The sequence below is a fragment of the Roseomonas sp. GC11 genome (assembly GCF_024437745.1).
GTDB lineage: Bacteria > Pseudomonadota > Alphaproteobacteria > Acetobacterales > Acetobacteraceae > Pseudoroseomonas.
On record NZ_JANFNY010000027.1, the window covers coordinates 21,575 to 38,009 of the forward strand.

Here is a 16,435-nt window from a genome sequence, read left to right on the forward strand (position 1 = left end):
GGACCCCCTTTCTTTTTTCTGTCAGTGGAACACATCAAAAATGACCACGGCCACGCTCGAAGCCCCCGCCCGCACCAACCTGCCGCTGCTCGATATCAGCCGGCTGGAGCAGGGCCCGGCGGAACGCGCCGCCTTCCTCGCCGAGCTGCGCCACGCGGCGCGCGATGTGGGCTTCTTCTATCTCACCGGCCACGGGGTTCCGGCGGAGCTGGAGGCGCGGCTGCGCGAGGTGGCGCGGCGTTTCTTCGAGCTGCCCGAGGAGGAAAAACTCAAGGTCCAGATGATCCACTCGCCGCATTTCCGCGGCTATAACCGCGCCGGCCTGGAGCTGACGCGCGGCAAGCCCGACTGGCGCGAGCAGTTCGACATCCATGCCGAGCGGGAGCCCCTGCCGACCGGGCCGGGCACACCGCCCTGGGCGCGGCTCCAGGGCCCCAACCTCTGGCCGGATGCGGCGCTGCCGGAGCTGAAGCCGATCCTGCTGGAATGGCAGGCGCGGCTGACCGAGGTGGCCATCCGCCTCGTCCGCGCCTTCACCGAAGCCCTGCTGGGCGACCCGGACGCGCTGCGCCCCATCTATGAGGGCGGGCCGAACCAGACGATGAAAATCATCCGCTACCCGGGCGTGGAACAGGGCGCGGCGGACCAGGGCGTGGGTTCGCACAAGGATAGCGGCCTGCTGACCTTCGTGCTGCAGGACGATGTGGGCGGCCTCCAGGTGGAGAAGCCGGAAGGCTGGGTGGATGCCGTGCCCCTGCCCGGTACCTTCGTGGTCAATATCGGGGAACTGCTCGAACTGGCCTCGAATGGCTACCTCAAGGCCACGGTCCACCGCGTCGTCAGCCCGCCGGCGGGGCGGGACCGCTATTCCATCGCCTTCTTCCTCGGCGCCCGGCTCGATGCGGAGGTGCCGCTGCTCGCCCTGCCGCCCGAACTCGCCGCCGAGGCCAAGGGGCCGGCGAGCGACCCGGAGAATCCGCTCTTCCGCACGGTCGGCGCCAATTACCTGAAGGGGCGGCTGCGCTCCCACCCCGATGTGGCCCGGCGCTACCACGCCGACCTGCTGGGCTGAACCCCGCCGCCGCGAATCCCCGCCAACAGGAGCGTTGCATCCGGCCTGCCGAGGCCGGATGATCCCACCCAGAGAGAGGAGGTCATGATGACCCTTTCCAGCCTGTCCCGCCGCGCGGTCCTGGGTTCTGCCCTCGGCGGAGGCGTGGCCCTGGCAGCCCGGGCGCAGGGGGCCGGCCAGCTCCTCAATGTCTCCTATGACCCGACGCGGGAATTCTACCGCGAGTTCAACAGCCTCTTCGCCGAGCAGTGGAAGGCGAAGACGGGCCAGGGCATCCGCGCCAATGCCTCGCATGGCGGCTCCGGCCGCCAGGCCCGCGCGGTGATCGACGGCCTCCAGGCCGATGTCGTCACCCTCGCCCTGGCCTATGACATCGACGCCATCGCCGAGCGCGGGCTGATCAATGCCGACTGGCAGCAGCGCCTGCCGCACAACAGCTCGCCCTACACCAGCACCATCGTCTTCCTGGTGCGCAAGGGCAATCCGAAGAAGCTGGCGGACTGGCCGGACCTGCTGAAGCCCGGCGTCTCCATCGTCACCCCCAACCCCAAGACCTCGGGCGGGGCGCGCTGGAACTACCTCGCCGCCTGGGCCTGGGCGGTGAAGAAATCCAGCGGCGGCGAGCAGGCGGCGCGCAGCTTCCTCACCGAGATGTTCCGCAAGGTGCCCGTGCTCGACACCGGCGCGCGCGGCGCCACCACCAGCTTCGTCCAGCGCGGCCAGGGCGATGTCCTGCTGGCCTGGGAGAACGAGGCGCATCTGGCCTTCGCCGAATTCGGCGCGGACCAGTTCGATATCGTCTATCCCGGCTTCTCCATCCTGGCGGAACCGCCCGTCGCGGTGGTGGACCGCAATGTGGACCGCCGCGGCACCCGCGCCGTGGCCGAGGCCTATCTCCAGGCGCTCTACACGCCGGAGGGGCAGGCGCTGGCGGCCAAGCATTTCTACCGCCCGCGCGACGAGGCCGCCCTGGCCGCCGCCGGCAGCCGCTTCCCCCGCATCGAGATGACGACGATCGACGACCCCATCTTCGGTGGCTGGAAGAAGGCCCAGGCCACGCATTTCGACGATGGCGGCGAATTCGACCGGATCTACCAGCCCGGACGATGAAGCGACCGCGCCGCCGCGACCCCCTTCCCGGCTTCGGCCTCAGCCTGGGCATCACCCTGCTCTGGCTGGGTGGCCTCGTGCTGGTGCCGCTGCTGGCGCTGCTGCTGCGGCCGCTGGAACTCGGCCCGCTCGGCTTCTGGCACTCGGTCACCGAACCGCGCGTGCTGGCCTCGCTGCGGCTCTCCTTCCTCGGCGCGCTGGCGGCCTCGGCGGTGAACCTGCCGCTCGGGCTGCTGGTGGCCTGGGTGCTGGTGCGCTACCGCTTCCCCGGCCGCCGCCTGCTCGATGGCATGGTGGACCTGCCCTTCGCCCTGCCCACCGCCGTGGCCGGCCTCGCCCTCACCGCGCTCTACGCGCCGAATGGCTGGCTCGGCGCGCCGCTCGCGGCGCTCGGGGTGAAGGTGGCCTATACGCCGCTCGGCGTCGCGCTGGCCATGGGCTTCGTCGGCCTGCCCTTCGTCGTGCGCACGGTGGAGCCGGTGCTGCGCGACCTGCCGCTGGAGGCGGAGGAAGCCGCCGCCACCCTGGGCGCCACGCGCTGGCAGGCCTGGTGGCGCGTGGTGCTGCCCGCCCTGGCGCCGGCGCTGCTGGCCGGCTTCGCCATGGCCTCGGCGCGCGCCATCGGCGAATATGGCAGCGTCATCTTCATCGCCGGCAACACGCCGATGTGGAGCGAGATCGCCCCGCTGCTGATCGTGGTGCGGCTGGAGCAGTTCGACTATGCCGGCGCCGCCGCCGTGGGGCTGGCGATGCTGGCGCTCTCCTTCCTGATGCTGCTGGGGCTGAGCCTGATGAACCGCCTGTGGCGCCGCGCATGACGCCGGCCACCGCCGAGCCGCGCGCCATCCGCTGGCTGCTGGTCGCGCTCGCCGTGCTGCTGCTCGGCGCCTTCCTGCTGCTGCCGCTGGCCGCCGTCTTCACCGAGGCGCTGCGGCGCGGCTGGGGGCCGGTGGTGGCCGCGCTGGCGGACCCGGATGCGCAGGCCGCCATCCGCCTCACCCTGCTGGTCGCCGCCATCGCCGTGCCGGTGAACACGCTGGGCGGGCTGGCCGGGGCCTGGTGCATCGCCCGCTTCACCTTCCCCGGCCGCGCCCTGCTGCTGGCGCTGATCGAGCTGCCCTTCTCCGTCTCCCCCGTCATCTCGGGGTTGGTCTGGGTGCTGCTCTTCGGCGCGCATGGCTGGTTCGGCCCCTGGCTGCAGGCGCATGACGTGCAGATCGTCTTCGCCGTGCCGGGGCTGGTGCTGGCCACGCTCTTCGTCACCTTCCCCTTCGTTGCCCGCACGCTGATCCCGCTGATGCAGGAGCAGGGCCGCGCGGCGGAGGAGGCGGCGGCCACCCTCGGCGCCTCGGGCTGGCAAAGCTTCTGGCGCGTGACGCTGCCACAGATCCGCTGGGCGCTGCTCTCCGGCGTCCTGCTCTGCAATGCGCGGGCGATGGGGGAGTTCGGTGCCGTCTCCGTCGTCTCCGGCCATATCCGCGGCGAGACCAACACCATGCCGTTGCATGTCGAGATCCTCTACAACGAATACCAGTTCGTCGGCGCCTTCGCCGTCGCGGCGCTGCTGGCGCTGCTGGCGCTGGTGACGCTGGCGGCCAAGGCGCTGCTGGAGCGCCTCGGCGCGCGGCGGGGGGGCATGGCATGAGCCTCGCGGTGCGCGGGCTGGTGCGCCGCTTCGGCCCGGCCCTGGCCCTCGATTCCGTCGATCTCGCGGTGCGCGGCGGCGAATTCGTCGCCCTCCTCGGCCCTTCCGGCTCGGGCAAGACGACGCTGCTGCGCATGCTCGCCGGGCTGGATTTCGCCGATGCCGGCACGGTGGAGATCGATGGCCACGACATGTCGGCCGTGCCGGCGCGGGCGCGGCGCATCGGCTTCGTCTTCCAGCACTACGCGCTGTTCCGGCATATGAGCGTCTTTGAGAATGTCGCCTTCGGCCTGCGCGTCCGCCCGCGCGCCAGCCGCCCGCCGGAGGCCGAGATCGCCCGCCGCGTGCGTGCCCTGCTGGAGCGGATGCAGATCGGTGCGCTGGAGAAGCGCCTGCCGGAACAGATCTCGGGCGGGCAACGGCAGCGCGTGGCGCTGGCCCGCGCGCTGGCCATCGAGCCGCGCCTGCTGCTGCTGGATGAGCCCTTCGGCGCGCTGGATGCCGAGGTGCGCAAGGGCCTGCGCCGCTGGCTGCGCGAGTTGCACGCGGAGATGGGCCTCACCAGCCTCTTCGTCACGCATGACCAGGAGGAGGCGCTGGAACTGGCCGACCGCGTGGCGGTGATGCAGGCCGGGCGCGTGGTGCAGTTCGACACGCCGCTGGCCCTGGTGGAGCAGCCGGCGGCGGCCTTCGTCGCCGGCTTCCTGGGCGGCGCGGCGCGGCTGCCGGCGCATCTCTCGGGCGGGGTTCTGGCCTTCTCCGGCCTTCCCCTGCCGCCGCTCTCCGCCGCCGCGCTGCGCGGCGCGGCGCCGCCCGAGGGCGCGGCGCTGGCCTTCGTCCGACCGCATGAATGGGCGCTCTCCCCCGCCGCCGAGGGCGAGGGCAATGCCCGCGTGCGCAGCAGCCGCCCCGCCGGCGGCCATGCCCATGTGGAACTCGACCTCGCCGGGCAGGTGATCGAGGCGGAGGCACCGCATGGCCTGCTGCGCCCCGGCCAGCCCTGCCGGCTGGAGGCCCGCCAGGCCAGGGCCTTCGCCGCGCCCTCTTGAGAGGGGCTTCGCCCCTCTCAAACTCTCCCGACCAAAGGCCTGAGGCCTTTGGAAACCCAACGGAAGGCGGGTGCAGGGGACCCCGTCCCCTGCCCAAGGGAAAGAAAGGGGGGGTTGAGGGGGCAAAGCCCCCTCATCTTTTTCAGTTTTCCTCTTCCGGCCCGGTGCGGCGTGGCCGCACCACGGAGACGGAGCAGGGTGCCTTCTCCGCCAGTTCCGCCGAGACGCTGCCCAGCCAGCGCCGCCGCAGCGAGGGCGTGCGCGCGCCCAGCACGATATGATCCACCGGGTTGACGGTGACATATTCGAGCAGCGCCGCCGCCACGCTCACCGCTTCCAGCACGTGGTAGGTGACGCGCTCCTCCGGCAGGCCGAGCGGCGCAGCCCAGTGCTTCAGCCGCGCGAGGGACACGGCGTGGCGGTTGCGCCCTTCGCTGTCCAGGCCGCTGTCGGGGGTGACGAGGTTCTGCCGCAGCACATGCAGGCAGGCCAGCCGCGCGCCGGGCAGCGTGGCCAGGATGCGCTCCACCGCCGCGCGCAGCGCCCCCTGGTGGCTTTCCTCCTCCGCCACGTCCAGCGCCACGGCCAGGATCGGCGCCAGGGATTGCTGCCGCGCGGCACCCGGCAGGCGGAAGACCGGCCGCGCCTCCGGGTTGAAGCGCCGCCGCGTCACCGCCGCCCACCCATCGCGCCCCGCCCTGCCCGCCCGCGGCGTGAGCGGCACCTGCGCCGGATGGGCGAGGTCGAAGGCCAGCTGCGCGGCGCTCGGGTGGCGGCGCTCCGGGTCCACCTCCAGGCAGCGCAGGATGATCTCCTGCAACCAGGGCGGGCAATCCGGGCGCAGGGCGCGCGGCGGGTGCGGGTCGCGCCAGAGGCGGCGCTTCAGCCCGGAGAGACGCTGCGGGTCGCCAAAGGGGCGTTCCCCGGTCACGAAGAAATACATCAGCACGCCAAGCGCGAAGAGATCGCTGCGCGGATCCCCGCGCAGGCCCATCACCTGTTCCGGCGCCATATAGGGGGCGGTGCCATAGGGCAGGCGGAATTCCTCCGCCATCAGGTCCGGCAAGAGGTCGTGGCGGGAGAGGCCGAAATCCACCAGCACCACCCGCCCATCCGGCCGGCGCAGGATGTTGGAGGGCTTGATGTCCAGATGCACCACATGCTGGCGGTGCAGCGCGTCCAGCGCCCGCGCCACCTGGGCGCCGAGCGCCGCCACCTCCTCCGGCGGGCGCGGCAGGGCCTCCAGCAGGGGGCGCAGGGATTCGCCCGGGATCCGCTCCATCACCAGATAGGGCTGCGCCTCGAAGCCGCAGGCGGCGACGAAGCGCGGCACATGCGGGCCGGAGAGGCGCGGCAGGATCATCAGCTCCATCTCGAAGGAGACGATGGCGGCCGGGTCCTCCCCCTCCTGCATGCGGGGGATCTTGATCAGGAGGGGGGTATCGGGGTGGTCCGGGTGGCTGGCCTCGTGCAGCGCCGCCATGCCGCCGCGGTGCAGCAGCGGCCCGAGCACGAAGCCATCCAGCACCGTGCCCGGGGCGAGGCGGGGCAGCGCCACCCTCAGCGGCCTTCGAGCAGCCGGCTCGCCAGCCGCTCCGGCAGGCCGGCGGCGCGGATGCCGGCGGCGGCGGCGGCGGCGTCATAGGGCACGCGGTGCCAGGTGCATTCCGCCGCCGCCGTGTCGAGCACGGCATAGCAGGCCGCCGGGTCGCCATCGCGCGGCTGGCCCACCGAGCCCATCACCGCCAGCCAGCGCCGCGCCCGCAGCAGCGGCACCGCCACCCCCGGCGCCGGGCGGAAGGCCGCCAGCTTCGCCGTCGCCGTCAGGCCATAGAGCATGGGTGCATGGACATGGCCGCAGAGCGTCAGCCAGGCATGGCCGCCCTCCAGGCTGGCGCGGGCGATCTCGGCATCCGTCACATAGGTCCAGCGCGCCGGGTCGGCGGGATCAGCATGGACGAAATGCACGCCCTCCGCCTCCACCTCCAGCGGCAGGCCGGCGAGGAAGGCGCGGTCCTCCGCCGAGAGGCGCTGATGGTGCCAGAGCGCGGCGGCGGCGGCGTGGCCGGTCATGCCGGCGGTGTCGCCGCGGCCCACCGCCTCGTCATGATTGCCGCGCACCACCAGGGCGGGGGCCGCCGGGTCGGCGAGGCGCGCGCGCACCATCCGCACCACCCAGTCCGGATCCGCGCCATAGCCGACAAGGTCGCCCAGGAAGACGTAGCGGTCCACCGCCTGCCCCTCGGCATGGCGGAGGCAGGCCTCGCAGGCCTGGCGGTTGGCATGGATATCGGCCAGGACGGCGAAGCGCATGGGCCGGGACCTCCCCGTGGCCGGGGGGCATGGCCCCGGCCTTTCTTCTCCCGGCTTGCTTGCCGCAAAGCCCGGCGGGGCGCAAGTCTCGTGGCGGCGCCTTGAAATATAAGCATCTCCTGCTCTTTGGCGGAGCAGGAGGCGCGGCCGGATTGAGGGGGCTTTGCCCCCTCACCCCCAGCAGGGGGCAGGGCCCCCTGCACCCGCCTTCAGGGGGTCTTGTTTCAGAAGCGGATTTCGGTGCCGAGATAGATGGTGCGGCCCTGGCCCGTGCCGATGGTGCTGAGGAAGGGCGTATAGGCCACGTCCATCAGGTTGGTGACACGGGCATTGACCTCGACATTCTCCGTCACCTTGGCGCTCGCGAAGAGGCCGAGCAGGTGATAGGGCTTGCCGCCCTGGGTCGTCGTGCCGGTGAAGGTGGCCTGCTTGCCATCCGAGACATAGTCATAGCGGCTGCCCACCGTCAGGCGCTCATCCAGGAAGCGCGCGCCGAAGGTGACGGAGCCGATATTGTCCGGCAGGTACTGGCTGGCGCCCGCGCCGGGCTGCTGCGTCGCCAGATCCGAATTGGTGTGGGTGAAGCTGGCGCGGGCGAAGACGATGCGCGGGTCGTAGCTCATCTCCAGCTCGAAGCCGCTGACCTTGCTGGTGCCGGTGACATTCTCATAGCGGTAGGCGCGGGCGGAGGAGACGTAGCGGGCGACGATGTAGTCATCCACATCCATCATGAAATAATTGGCGCGGGCGGTGAAGACGTCATCCGCGCGCCACAGGCCATGGCGGTTGACGTTGACACCGAATTCCCAGCCCTGCTGCGTCTCCGGCCGGAGGTTGGCATTGGGGATGAAGCTGGCGCTGGTGTTGCCCGGGTGGTCGCCGCCCAGCATCGTCTCCTGCAGCGTGGGCGCGCGCATGGAGCGCGACCAGGTGACATAAGGCTGCAGCCAGCTGGTGACATTGGCCGCCAGCGTCAGCTTCGGGTCCAGCGAGTCCTTGGTGAGATCGACATCGGCGCGGCTGGCCGTCCGGCTCGGCTGGCTGGAGCCGTCGAGCGTATAGCGGTTGTAGCGCAGCCCGGGCGTCAGGTCGAAGATGCCATAGCTGAAGGTGGTGTCGGTGAAGACGCCGAGCAGGCTGCTGGTGCCATCCGCCGGGTTGACGCCGCCATTCTCGGAGCTGACCTCGTCATGGAAATACTCCATGCCGTTGTTGCTGCGGACGCGGAAAGGACCCCAGGTGAAGGTGGAGAGGTTGGAAACGTCGAAGCCCGCGCCCTTATCCTCGATCACGCGGCCGATCGTGCTCTTCGTCGCGCCGTCGGTGTACTTCATCACCAGGTCGTTGTAGGCGGCGTTGACGCGCAGATCGATCAGGTTGTTGCCGGGATTGTAGCGGTAATTCGCCGTGAAGGTCTTGTTGTTGACCGTCTGGTAAAAAGAATTCGCATAGAAATCATTGTCGTAGATGACCGCGCCCAGGCCGAGGCTGTGCCCGCCACCGAGGTCCGTCGTCATCTTCACCAGGCCCGAGGTCAGTTCCTGCCCGGAGCCGGCGACGCTGTTGCCATAGCCGTCATGGTAGTTGTCGGAATTGCGCTGGCTGATGGCGCCCATCACCCCGGTGCCGCCGATGCGCGCGCCAGCGGCGAGCATCTCCTGGAAGCCCACGCCATTGCTGCCCCAGGAGAGGCGGGAGAGCGCGCCGAAGCTGCGGCCCGGTGCCACCACGTCATCGACGCCGAGGGTGCGGAAATTCACCGTGCCCGCCAGGGCGCCGCCGCCGGCATCGAGCACCGCGCCGCGCGTGATGTCGATGCCCGCCAGCAGGTTGGGGTCCACATAGGTGAAGCCCGCCGCCTCATGCCCGGTGAAGCGGAAGCTCTGGCGCACGCCGTCGATCATCATGTTGACGCGGCCCTGGCCCTCGAAACCGCGGATATTCACCGCCACGCCCGGCTGCTGCGAGGTTTCGCGCGTGAAAACACCGCTGACGCCGCGCAGCAGGTCGTCGAGGGAGTTGCCGCCTTCCTGGACGATCTGGTTGCGGTCGAGCGTGGTGGTATCGGCCGGCTTGTCACCCTGCACCTGCACGGCGGGCAGCTGGGTGCTGGCGGCGCCGCTGCTCTGGGCCAGGGCGGCCCCCTGGGTGGCGGCGAGGGCGAGCCCGATGGCAGAGCTGGCCATCAGCAATCCGAGGCGTGACGTCATGGGGGAGGTCCTGAGGCTGGAACGCGGTCGCCGCTTGATAATAATACTAAGAATCATTCGCAAGATATGATCCGGACCATTCCGCCTCACCACCGCAAAGAGCCCGGGGCAGCGGGGGAACAGGCCAGCGGGGAAACAGAACCGGGGGGCGCGCGCGGCGGGATGGGCCGCGGCACGCCACATGCTAGGCCAGGGCCAGAGTCGTTGCGCGGGGCGAGCCCATGCCGGATATCCGGGATCTGGAGGTGTTCTACTGGGTGGCCCGGCTGGGCGGCTTCCGCCGCGCGGCGGAGCGGCTGCACACCACCCAGCCCGCCATTTCCCTGCGCATCGCCGGGCTGGAGGAGCGCCTCGGCGTCCGGCTGCTGGAGCGCGGGGCGCGGCTGACGGGGCTGACGCCGAAGGGGCGGGAATTCCTCGACTATGCCGAGCGCCTGCTGCGCCTGCATGCCGAGATGCTGGACGCCATCGCCACGCCGGAGAGCCTGAGCGGCATTGTCCGCCTCGGCGTCGCCGAGACCATCGTCCACACCTGGCTCGCCCGCTTCATCGAGCGCGTCCACGCCACCCACCCGGCCATCACGCTGGAGATCGAGGTGGATGTCTCCCCCCATCTGAGCGAGGCGCTGCTGGCCAGCCGGCTGGACCTCGCCTTCCTGCTCGGCCCGGTCAGCGAGCCGCATATGCTGAACCTGCCGCTCTGTTCCTATCCGCTCTCCTTCGTGGCCGGGCCGGGGCTGGATCTGGGGCCGGAGCCGGTGCCGCTGCACCGGCTGGTGCGCTGGCCGGTCATCACCTACCCCAAGACGACGCTGCCCTATATCCAGCTGCGCCAGATGCTGATGCAGCCCGCCCTGGCGCCGCCGCGCATCTATTCCAGCTCCTCCCTCTCCACCATCGTGCGCATGACGCTGGATGGCATTGGCGTCAGCGTCATCCCCGCCGCCGTCATCGGGGCGGAACTGGCGCGCGGCGAGCTGCGGCTGGTGCGCACCGAGGTCGGGCTGCCGGACCTCGCCTTCACCGCCACCACGCCGCTGACGCCCGACAGCTCCCCCGCCCAGCGCCTGGCCCGGCTGGCCTGCGCCCTGGCGGCGGAGGAGGACGATAAGCAAAGCTTATTGCTTTCGATTTGAAATCAAAGTTGGATTGTATCCCTGGCCCATGCCCTGATCGCGTCACAGCCCCAGAGAGGTCAGACCGCCATGCCGCAGGAAACCCTGCTTCTCTCCCGCCGCGAGGATGATGCATGGAATGATGCCGGGGAGGCCGCCGGCGCCTTCGCCGCCGGGCCTGCCACGGAGCCTGCCACGGGGCTCGACACGGGGCTCGCCACGGGGCGGGCGGTGCGGCACGCCTGCCGCGCCGGCACGCTCGCCGGGCATACCGCCGGCCTCGCGCGCGGCCATGTGCAGGCCAACCTCGCCATCCTCCCCGCCGCCCTGGCCGGTGACTTCCTCCGCTTCTGCCAGCGCAACCCCAAGCCCTGCCCGCTGCTCGGCGTCTCCGAGGCCGGCAGCCCGCGCCTGCCGGAGCTGGGCGAGGATCTCGACCTGCGCACCGACCTGCCGCGTTACCGCGTCTGGCGGCATGGCGAGCTGGTGGAGGAGCCGGCCGACATCACCGCCTGGTGGCGCGACGACCTCGTGGCCTTCGCCATCGGCTGCTCCTTCACCTTCGAGACGGCGCTGATGGAGGATGGCATGGCCCTGCGCCATGTCGAGCAGGGGCGCAATGTCGCCATGTACCGCACCAGCCTGCCGACCCTTCCGGCCGGCCCCTTCCACGGGCCGGTGGTGGTCTCCATGCGGCCGCTGCGCCCGGCGCAGGCCATCCGCGCCGTGCAGATCACCAGCCGCTTCCCGGCGGTGCATGGCGCGCCGCTCCATCTCGGCCTGCCGGGGGAGATCGGCATCGCCGACCTCGCCCGGCCGGATTACGGCGAGGCGGTGGACATCCGCCCCGACGAGCTGCCGGTCTTCTGGGCCTGCGGCGTGACGCCGCAGGCGGTGATCGCCGCGGCGAAGCCGGATTTCGCCATCACCCACGCGCCGGGCTGCATGCTGGTGACGGACCGGCGCAACTGTGAATACGCTATCCTCTGAGTCTCCACGGAACGCGGGCCGGGGCCGGCAAGAGCCCCGCCTTTCTCAGAGCGACCACACGGCTTCAGTCAGATCGGGCAGACAGGACACAACACCATGAACCGCAGAGAGCTTCTCCTGGGTGGCGCCGCCGCCCTCTCCCTCGCCGCCGCGCCGCGCGCCCGCGCCCAGGCGGCGGAGGTGCCGGTCGGCCTCATCTACCCGATGTCGGGCGCCAATGCGCAGATCGCCGCCGATGCCCGCGCCGCCTATGAGACGGCGGCCGAGGTCATCAACACGGCGATGGATCTCGACCTGCCGATGGCGCGCAGCGTCGGCATCCCGAGCCTCGGCGGCGCGCGCCTCAAGCTGATCTTCGCCGACCACCAGGCGGACCCGCAGAAGGGCCGCTCCGAGGCGGAGCGCCTGATCACCCAGGACAAGGTCTGCGCCATCGTCGGCGCCTACCACTCCTCCGTCGCCACCACGGCGAGCGTCACCTGCGAGCGCTACGGCGTGCCCTTCATCGCCGCCGATTCCTCCTCCCCCAGCCTGCACCGCCGCAAGCTGAGCTATTTCTTCCGCCCCGCCGCGCATGACGAGATGTTCTCGGAAGCGATGTTCGACTTCATGGACGCCCAGCGGAAGAAGGGCGTGAAGATCGAGACCATCGCCCTCTTCCACGAGGACACCATCTTCGGCACCGATTCCGCCGCGACGCAGACCAAGCTGGCGCAGGAGCGCGGCTACCGCATCGCCGCCGACATCAAGTACCGCGCCAACTCCCCCTCGCTGACCGCCGAGGTGCAGCAGCTCAAGAGCGCCGATGCCGATGTGCTGATGCCCTCCAGCTACACCACCGACGCCATCCTCCTGGTCAAGACCATGGCGGAGCTGGGCTACAGGCCGCGCAACATCATCGCCCAGGCCGCCGGCTTCTCGGAGCGCGCCCTGTATGACGCGGTGGGCGACCGGCTCGGCGGCGTCATCACCCGCTCCAGCTTCTCGATCGACCTCGCGGCGAAGCGCCCCGCCGTGGCGCGCGTCAACGAGATCTACCGCGCCAAGGCCAACCGCGACCTGAACGACAACACGGCGCGCGAGGTGATGGCCCTGCTGGTGCTGGCGGATGCCATCAACCGCGCCAAGTCCACCGATGGCGCCAAGCTCCGCGAGGCGCTGGCGGCCACCGACATTCCGGGCGAGCAGACCATCATGCCCTGGTCGCGCATCCGCTTCGGCGCCGACGGGCAGAACACCTCCGCCGATCCGGTGCTGGTGCAGTATGTCGGCGGCAAGTGGGTGACGATCTTCCCCGAGGCCGCCGCCATCGCCGCCCCCGTCTGGCCGATGAACGGCTGACCCCGCCGCACGACCGGATATTCCGACCATGACAACGCAAGCACTGCTGCAGGTGCTTGCGAGCGGTCTCCTCATGGGTTTGCTCTACGCGCTCATCGCGGTTGGCCTCTCGCTGATCTTCGGCCTCATGGATGTGGTGAACTTCGCCCATGGGGATTTCCTGATGGTCGCCATGTACGCGGCCTTCGGGCTCTGGTTCTTCACCGGGCTGGACCCGCTGCTGGCCGCGCCGCTGGTGACGGGGCTGCTCTTCGTGCTGGGCGCGCTCGCCTATCTCGGCGTGGTGCGCTTCGCCATGCGCGCGCGCAGCAATGCCGGCATGGTGCAGATCTTCGCCACCTTCGGCCTCGCCATCACCATCCAGGGCCTGGCGCAGTTCCTCTTCACGCCGGATTACCGCAGCATCGGCCAGTCCTGGCTGGGCGAGCGCACCATCAATCTCGGCGGCCTCTTCCTGCCGCTGCCGCAGGTCTATGGCGGCGTCGTCTCGGTGCTGACCTTCGCCGCCCTCTACCTGCTGATGTCGCGCACCGATTTCGGCAAGGCGCTGGAAGCGACGCGCGAGGACCAGGGCGCCGTCGCCCTCGTCGGCATCGACCGCAACCGCGTCTTCGCCCTGGGCTGGGGCCTTGGCGCCGCGCTGGTCGGGCTGGCGGGCGCGGTGCTCGCCATCTTCTACTATGTCCACCCGCAGGTGGGCGGGCCCTTCTCCACCATCGCCTATGTCGTCGTCGCCCTGGGCGGCTTCGGCAGCATCTTCGGCGCCCTCGTCGCCGGCGTCATCGTCGGGCTGATCGAGGCGCTGGCCACCACCATCCTGCCGCCCGCGCTGAAATCCATCGGCATCTATTCGCTCTACCTCGCCGTGGTCTTCCTGCGCCCGCGCGGCCTGTTCGGGAGGCTGTGACGATGGCCATCGCCAAGGCCCTGCCGCTTGCCACGGTACCCAGCCCCTTCCTGGCGCGCCGCCGCCGGCAGTTGCTGCTGGCCGTGCCGGTCTTCGCACTCCTCGCCCTGCTGCCGCTGCTGGTGCGTGACGTCTATCTCCAGAACGTGCTGGTGCTGACGCTGATGTATGCCGCGCTCTCGCAGAGCTGGAACATCCTCGGCGGCTATTGCGGGCAGATCTCGCTCGGCCATGCCCTCTATTTCGGCATCGGCGCCTATACGACCAGCGTGCTCTTCGTCAATTTTGGCATCCTGCCCTGGGGCGGCATGCTGGCGGGGGGCGTGCTGGCGGTGCTGGTGGCGCTGCTGCTCGGCTATCCCTGCTTCAAGCTGCGCGGGCACTACTTCTCCATCGCCACCATCGTCATCGCCGAGATCGGCCTGCTGCTGGTGCACAACTGGGACTATGTCGGCGCCGCCATGGGCATCCAGTGGCCCTTCGGGCCGGATAGCTGGGCCACGCTGCAATTCGCCCGCGACAAGGTGCCCTATTTCCACCTGGCGCTCGGCCTCTTCGCCATCACCTGGCTGGTCACCTGGGTCATCGAGGGTTCGCGCTGGGGCTTCTGGTGGCGCGCCGTGAAGGATGACACGGAAGCCGCGCAGAGCCTCGGCGTCGAGGTCTTCCGCTCCAAGATGGCCGCCGCCGCCGTCTCCGCCTTCTTCACCGCCGTGGGCGGCGCCTTCTATGCCGCCTTCGTCTCCTATATCGACCCGGAAAGCGTGATGAGCTTCCGCTTCTCCCTGCTCTTCGCCCTGCCGGCGGTGCTGGGCGGCATCGGCACGCTCTGGGGCCCGGCGGTGGGGGCGGCGGTGCTGATCCCGCTGACGGAAATCACCCGCAGCTATCTCGGCGGCAATGGCAGCGGGCTGGATCTCGTCATCTATGGCGTGCTGATCATGCTGGTGGCGCTGGCGCGGCCGGAAGGGCTGCTCAGCCTGCTGCCGCGCCCGCGCGCGGCCGGGGAGGGCGGGCGATGAGCGCGCCCCTCCTCGAAGTCCGCGATGTCACGCGGCGCTTTGGCGGCCTCGTCGCCAACAGCCATGTCAGCATGGAAGTGCGCCAGGGCGAGATCCTGGGCCTGATCGGGCCGAACGGGGCGGGCAAGTCCACCCTGTTCAACCTGATCGCCGGCGCCTTCCCGCCGAGCGCGGGGCAGATCCTGCTGGAGGGGCGCGACATCACCACCCTGCCCGGCACGGCGCGCTGCGGCCTCGGCATCGCCCGCACCTTCCAGGTGCCGCGCAGCTTCGATTCCATGACGGTGCTGGAGAATGTCATGGTCGGCGCCTTCGTCCGCCACCCGCGCGCCCATGCGGCGCAGGCGGCGGCGCTGGAGACGCTGGATTATGTCGGCCTCGCCGCCCGCGCCGGCGCCCCGGCGGGGGAGCTGACGCCGCCCGAGAAGCGCCGGCTGGAAATGGCCCGCGCCCTCGCCACCCGCCCGCGCCTGCTGCTGCTGGACGAGGTGATGACCGGCCTCACCCCCTCCGAGGCGCAGAAGGGTGTCGAGCTGGTCCGCCGCGTGCGCGAGGCCGGCGTCACCATCGTCATGGTCGAGCACGTCATGGAAGTCGTCATGCCGCTGGTGGACCGCGCCGTGGTGCTGCATCTCGGCGAGGTGCTGGCCGAGGGCAGCCCGCAACAGGTGGTGCGCGATGACGGCGTCATCACCGCCTATCTCGGGGAGCGTCACCGTGCTGCTTGAGGTCGAGGGCCTGACCACCGCCTATGGCGGGCTGATCGCCATTTCCGATATTTCCATCGCCGTGGCGCCGGGGGAGATCGTTGCCGTCGCCGGGGCGAATGGCGCGGGCAAGTCCACCCTGCTGAAGTCGATCGCCGGGATGGAGCGGCCGCGCGCCGGCCATGTCCGCTTCGACGGCCAGGGCATCGAGAGCCTGCCGGCGCATGAGATCACCGCGCGCGGCCTGGCCTATGTGCCGGAGAACAAGCGGCTCTTCCCGCGCCTCTCGGTGGCCGACAATCTCCGCCTCGGCAGCTATCTGCACCGCCACAGGGCGGATCGCGAGGCGCCGCTGGAGCAGGTCTTCGCCCTCTTCCCGCGGCTGCGCGAGCGGCTGGCGCAGCGGGCCGGTACCCTCTCCGGCGGCGAGCAGCAGATGCTGGCCATCAGCCGCGCGCTGATGACCCGCCCGCGCCTGCTGATGCTCGACGAGCCTTCCCAGGGCATCATGCCGAAGCTGGTGGACGAGATCTTCCAGGCTGTCACCACCATCCGCGCCACGGGGGTGACGGTGCTGATCGTCGAGCAGCGGCTGGCCGAGAGCCTGGAGATCGCCGACCGCGCCTATGTGTTGCAGACCGGCCGCGTCAGCCTCGCCGGCACGGCGGCGGAGGTGCGGGACAATCCCGAGGTGCGGCGGGCTTATCTGGGGATATAAGAGTCTCGTTCTTTTTTGAAAAAAAAAGAACCAAAAAACTTCTTTCAGTTGGCGTCGCGCTTCTGGCCTGAGGCGGGACGCCAGCGGAGAAAAATTTTTTGGTTCTTTTTTCTAAAAAAGAACATTTCTCCTCACCCTCCCGGAAGAATGACCATGACCTTCCTGATCCTCGCCCATGACGGAGCGCCGCCGGGCCGGAAGCGTCCCGCTTCCCCACCCGGCGGCGGCAGCCTGAA

At 70.3% G+C, this 16,435-nt stretch carries 15 protein-coding genes; 12 read left to right on the plus strand and 3 right to left on the minus strand.

Going from position 1 to position 16,435, the window contains the following annotated elements; all coding sequences use genetic code 11:
- The first annotated feature begins 40 nt into the window (after window positions 1-40).
- The 5 genes from NON00_RS10500 (at window position 41) to NON00_RS10520 (ending at window position 4,876) form a co-directional block, all read left to right on the plus strand.
- On the plus strand, window positions 41-1,072 hold the full coding sequence (locus NON00_RS10500) for an isopenicillin N synthase family oxygenase (protein ID WP_256020457.1): 1,032 nt from the start codon (window positions 41-43) through the stop codon (window positions 1,070-1,072).
- Window positions 1,073-1,159: 87 nt separating this feature from the next.
- Window positions 1,160-2,182, plus strand: a complete 1,023-nt coding sequence (locus NON00_RS10505) for a sulfate ABC transporter substrate-binding protein (RefSeq protein ID WP_256020458.1) — start codon at window positions 1,160-1,162, stop codon at window positions 2,180-2,182.
- Window positions 2,179-3,000 (plus strand): sulfate ABC transporter permease subunit CysT, encoded by an 822-nt coding sequence (gene cysT, locus NON00_RS10510; RefSeq protein WP_256020459.1) that lies wholly within the window; start codon window positions 2,179-2,181, stop codon window positions 2,998-3,000. The genes NON00_RS10505 and cysT overlap by 4 nt, the downstream gene beginning before the upstream one ends.
- The gene (cysW, locus tag NON00_RS10515; RefSeq protein WP_256020460.1) at window positions 2,997-3,827 is read left to right on the plus strand and encodes a sulfate ABC transporter permease subunit CysW; all 831 of its coding nucleotides are present in this window, start codon (window positions 2,997-2,999) and stop codon (window positions 3,825-3,827) included. The genes cysT and cysW overlap by 4 nt, the downstream gene beginning before the upstream one ends.
- A complete protein-coding gene (locus NON00_RS10520) occupies window positions 3,824-4,876 on the plus strand; it encodes a sulfate/molybdate ABC transporter ATP-binding protein (RefSeq protein WP_256020461.1) in 1,053 nt (350 codons plus the stop codon). The genes cysW and NON00_RS10520 overlap by 4 nt, the downstream gene beginning before the upstream one ends.
- Before the next feature lie 142 nt (window positions 4,877-5,018).
- Here the strand turns inward: NON00_RS10520 and NON00_RS10525 are convergent, their stop codons facing one another.
- The 3 genes from NON00_RS10525 to NON00_RS10535 form a co-directional block, all read right to left on the minus strand.
- The gene (locus NON00_RS10525; RefSeq protein ID WP_256020463.1) at window positions 5,019-6,434 is read right to left on the minus strand and encodes a bifunctional serine/threonine-protein kinase/universal stress protein; all 1,416 of its coding nucleotides are present in this window, start codon (window positions 6,432-6,434) and stop codon (window positions 5,019-5,021) included.
- Window positions 6,435-6,436: 2 nt separating this feature from the next.
- The gene (locus tag NON00_RS10530; RefSeq protein ID WP_256020465.1) at window positions 6,437-7,189 is read right to left on the minus strand and encodes a metallophosphoesterase; all 753 of its coding nucleotides are present in this window, start codon (window positions 7,187-7,189) and stop codon (window positions 6,437-6,439) included.
- Between the two features lie 224 nt (window positions 7,190-7,413).
- On the minus strand, window positions 7,414-9,399 hold the full coding sequence (locus tag NON00_RS10535; protein WP_256020468.1) for a TonB-dependent receptor domain-containing protein: 1,986 nt from the start codon (window positions 9,397-9,399) through the stop codon (window positions 7,414-7,416).
- A gap of 221 nt (window positions 9,400-9,620) precedes the next feature.
- Between NON00_RS10535 and NON00_RS10540 the strand changes: the two genes are divergently transcribed.
- From NON00_RS10540 to NON00_RS10570, 7 genes are all read left to right on the plus strand, one after another.
- Window positions 9,621-10,535 (plus strand): LysR family transcriptional regulator, encoded by a 915-nt coding sequence (locus NON00_RS10540; RefSeq protein ID WP_256020470.1) that lies wholly within the window; start codon window positions 9,621-9,623, stop codon window positions 10,533-10,535.
- Window positions 10,536-10,604: 69 nt separating this feature from the next.
- Window positions 10,605-11,504, plus strand: a complete 900-nt coding sequence (locus NON00_RS10545) for a putative hydro-lyase (RefSeq protein WP_256020473.1) — start codon at window positions 10,605-10,607, stop codon at window positions 11,502-11,504.
- A 96-nt stretch (window positions 11,505-11,600) separates the two neighbouring features.
- On the plus strand, window positions 11,601-12,845 hold the full coding sequence (locus NON00_RS10550; protein ID WP_256020475.1) for an ABC transporter substrate-binding protein: 1,245 nt from the start codon (window positions 11,601-11,603) through the stop codon (window positions 12,843-12,845).
- 28 nt (window positions 12,846-12,873) lie between these two features.
- A complete protein-coding gene (locus tag NON00_RS10555; protein ID WP_256020478.1) occupies window positions 12,874-13,752 on the plus strand; it encodes a branched-chain amino acid ABC transporter permease in 879 nt (292 codons plus the stop codon).
- A 2-nt stretch (window positions 13,753-13,754) separates the two neighbouring features.
- Complete coding sequence (locus tag NON00_RS10560) at window positions 13,755-14,774, plus strand: branched-chain amino acid ABC transporter permease (RefSeq protein WP_256020480.1); 1,020 nt, start codon at window positions 13,755-13,757, stop codon at window positions 14,772-14,774.
- Window positions 14,771-15,502, plus strand: coding sequence for an ABC transporter ATP-binding protein (locus NON00_RS10565; RefSeq protein ID WP_256020483.1), 732 nt, complete (start codon window positions 14,771-14,773; stop codon window positions 15,500-15,502). The genes NON00_RS10560 and NON00_RS10565 overlap by 4 nt, the downstream gene beginning before the upstream one ends.
- On the plus strand, window positions 15,495-16,199 hold the full coding sequence (locus NON00_RS10570; RefSeq protein WP_256020529.1) for an ABC transporter ATP-binding protein: 705 nt from the start codon (window positions 15,495-15,497) through the stop codon (window positions 16,197-16,199). The genes NON00_RS10565 and NON00_RS10570 overlap by 8 nt, the downstream gene beginning before the upstream one ends.
- The last annotated feature ends 236 nt before the right edge of the window (window positions 16,200-16,435 follow it).

Excerpts from the sequence above, each read along its gene's own strand:
- NON00_RS10500 (WP_256020457.1), top strand. The coding sequence starts at position 41 with ATGACCACGGCCACGCTCGAAGCCCCCGCCCGCACCAACCTGCCGCTG.
- NON00_RS10505 (WP_256020458.1), top strand. The coding sequence starts at position 1,160 with ATGACCCTTTCCAGCCTGTCCCGCCGCGCGGTCCTGGGTTCTGCCCTC.
- cysT (WP_256020459.1), top strand. The coding sequence starts at position 2,179 with ATGAAGCGACCGCGCCGCCGCGACCCCCTTCCCGGCTTCGGCCTCAGC.
- cysW (WP_256020460.1), top strand. The coding sequence starts at position 2,997 with ATGACGCCGGCCACCGCCGAGCCGCGCGCCATCCGCTGGCTGCTGGTC.
- NON00_RS10520 (WP_256020461.1), top strand. The coding sequence starts at position 3,824 with ATGAGCCTCGCGGTGCGCGGGCTGGTGCGCCGCTTCGGCCCGGCCCTG.
- NON00_RS10530 (WP_256020465.1), bottom strand. The coding sequence starts at position 7,189 with ATGCGCTTCGCCGTCCTGGCCGATATCCATGCCAACCGCCAGGCCTGC.
- NON00_RS10535 (WP_256020468.1), bottom strand. The coding sequence starts at position 9,399 with ATGACGTCACGCCTCGGATTGCTGATGGCCAGCTCTGCCATCGGGCTC.
- NON00_RS10540 (WP_256020470.1), top strand. The coding sequence starts at position 9,621 with ATGCCGGATATCCGGGATCTGGAGGTGTTCTACTGGGTGGCCCGGCTG.
- NON00_RS10545 (WP_256020473.1), top strand. The coding sequence starts at position 10,605 with ATGCCGCAGGAAACCCTGCTTCTCTCCCGCCGCGAGGATGATGCATGG.
- NON00_RS10550 (WP_256020475.1), top strand. The coding sequence starts at position 11,601 with ATGAACCGCAGAGAGCTTCTCCTGGGTGGCGCCGCCGCCCTCTCCCTC.
- NON00_RS10555 (WP_256020478.1), top strand. The coding sequence starts at position 12,874 with ATGACAACGCAAGCACTGCTGCAGGTGCTTGCGAGCGGTCTCCTCATG.
- NON00_RS10560 (WP_256020480.1), top strand. The coding sequence starts at position 13,755 with ATGGCCATCGCCAAGGCCCTGCCGCTTGCCACGGTACCCAGCCCCTTC.
- NON00_RS10565 (WP_256020483.1), top strand. The coding sequence starts at position 14,771 with ATGAGCGCGCCCCTCCTCGAAGTCCGCGATGTCACGCGGCGCTTTGGC.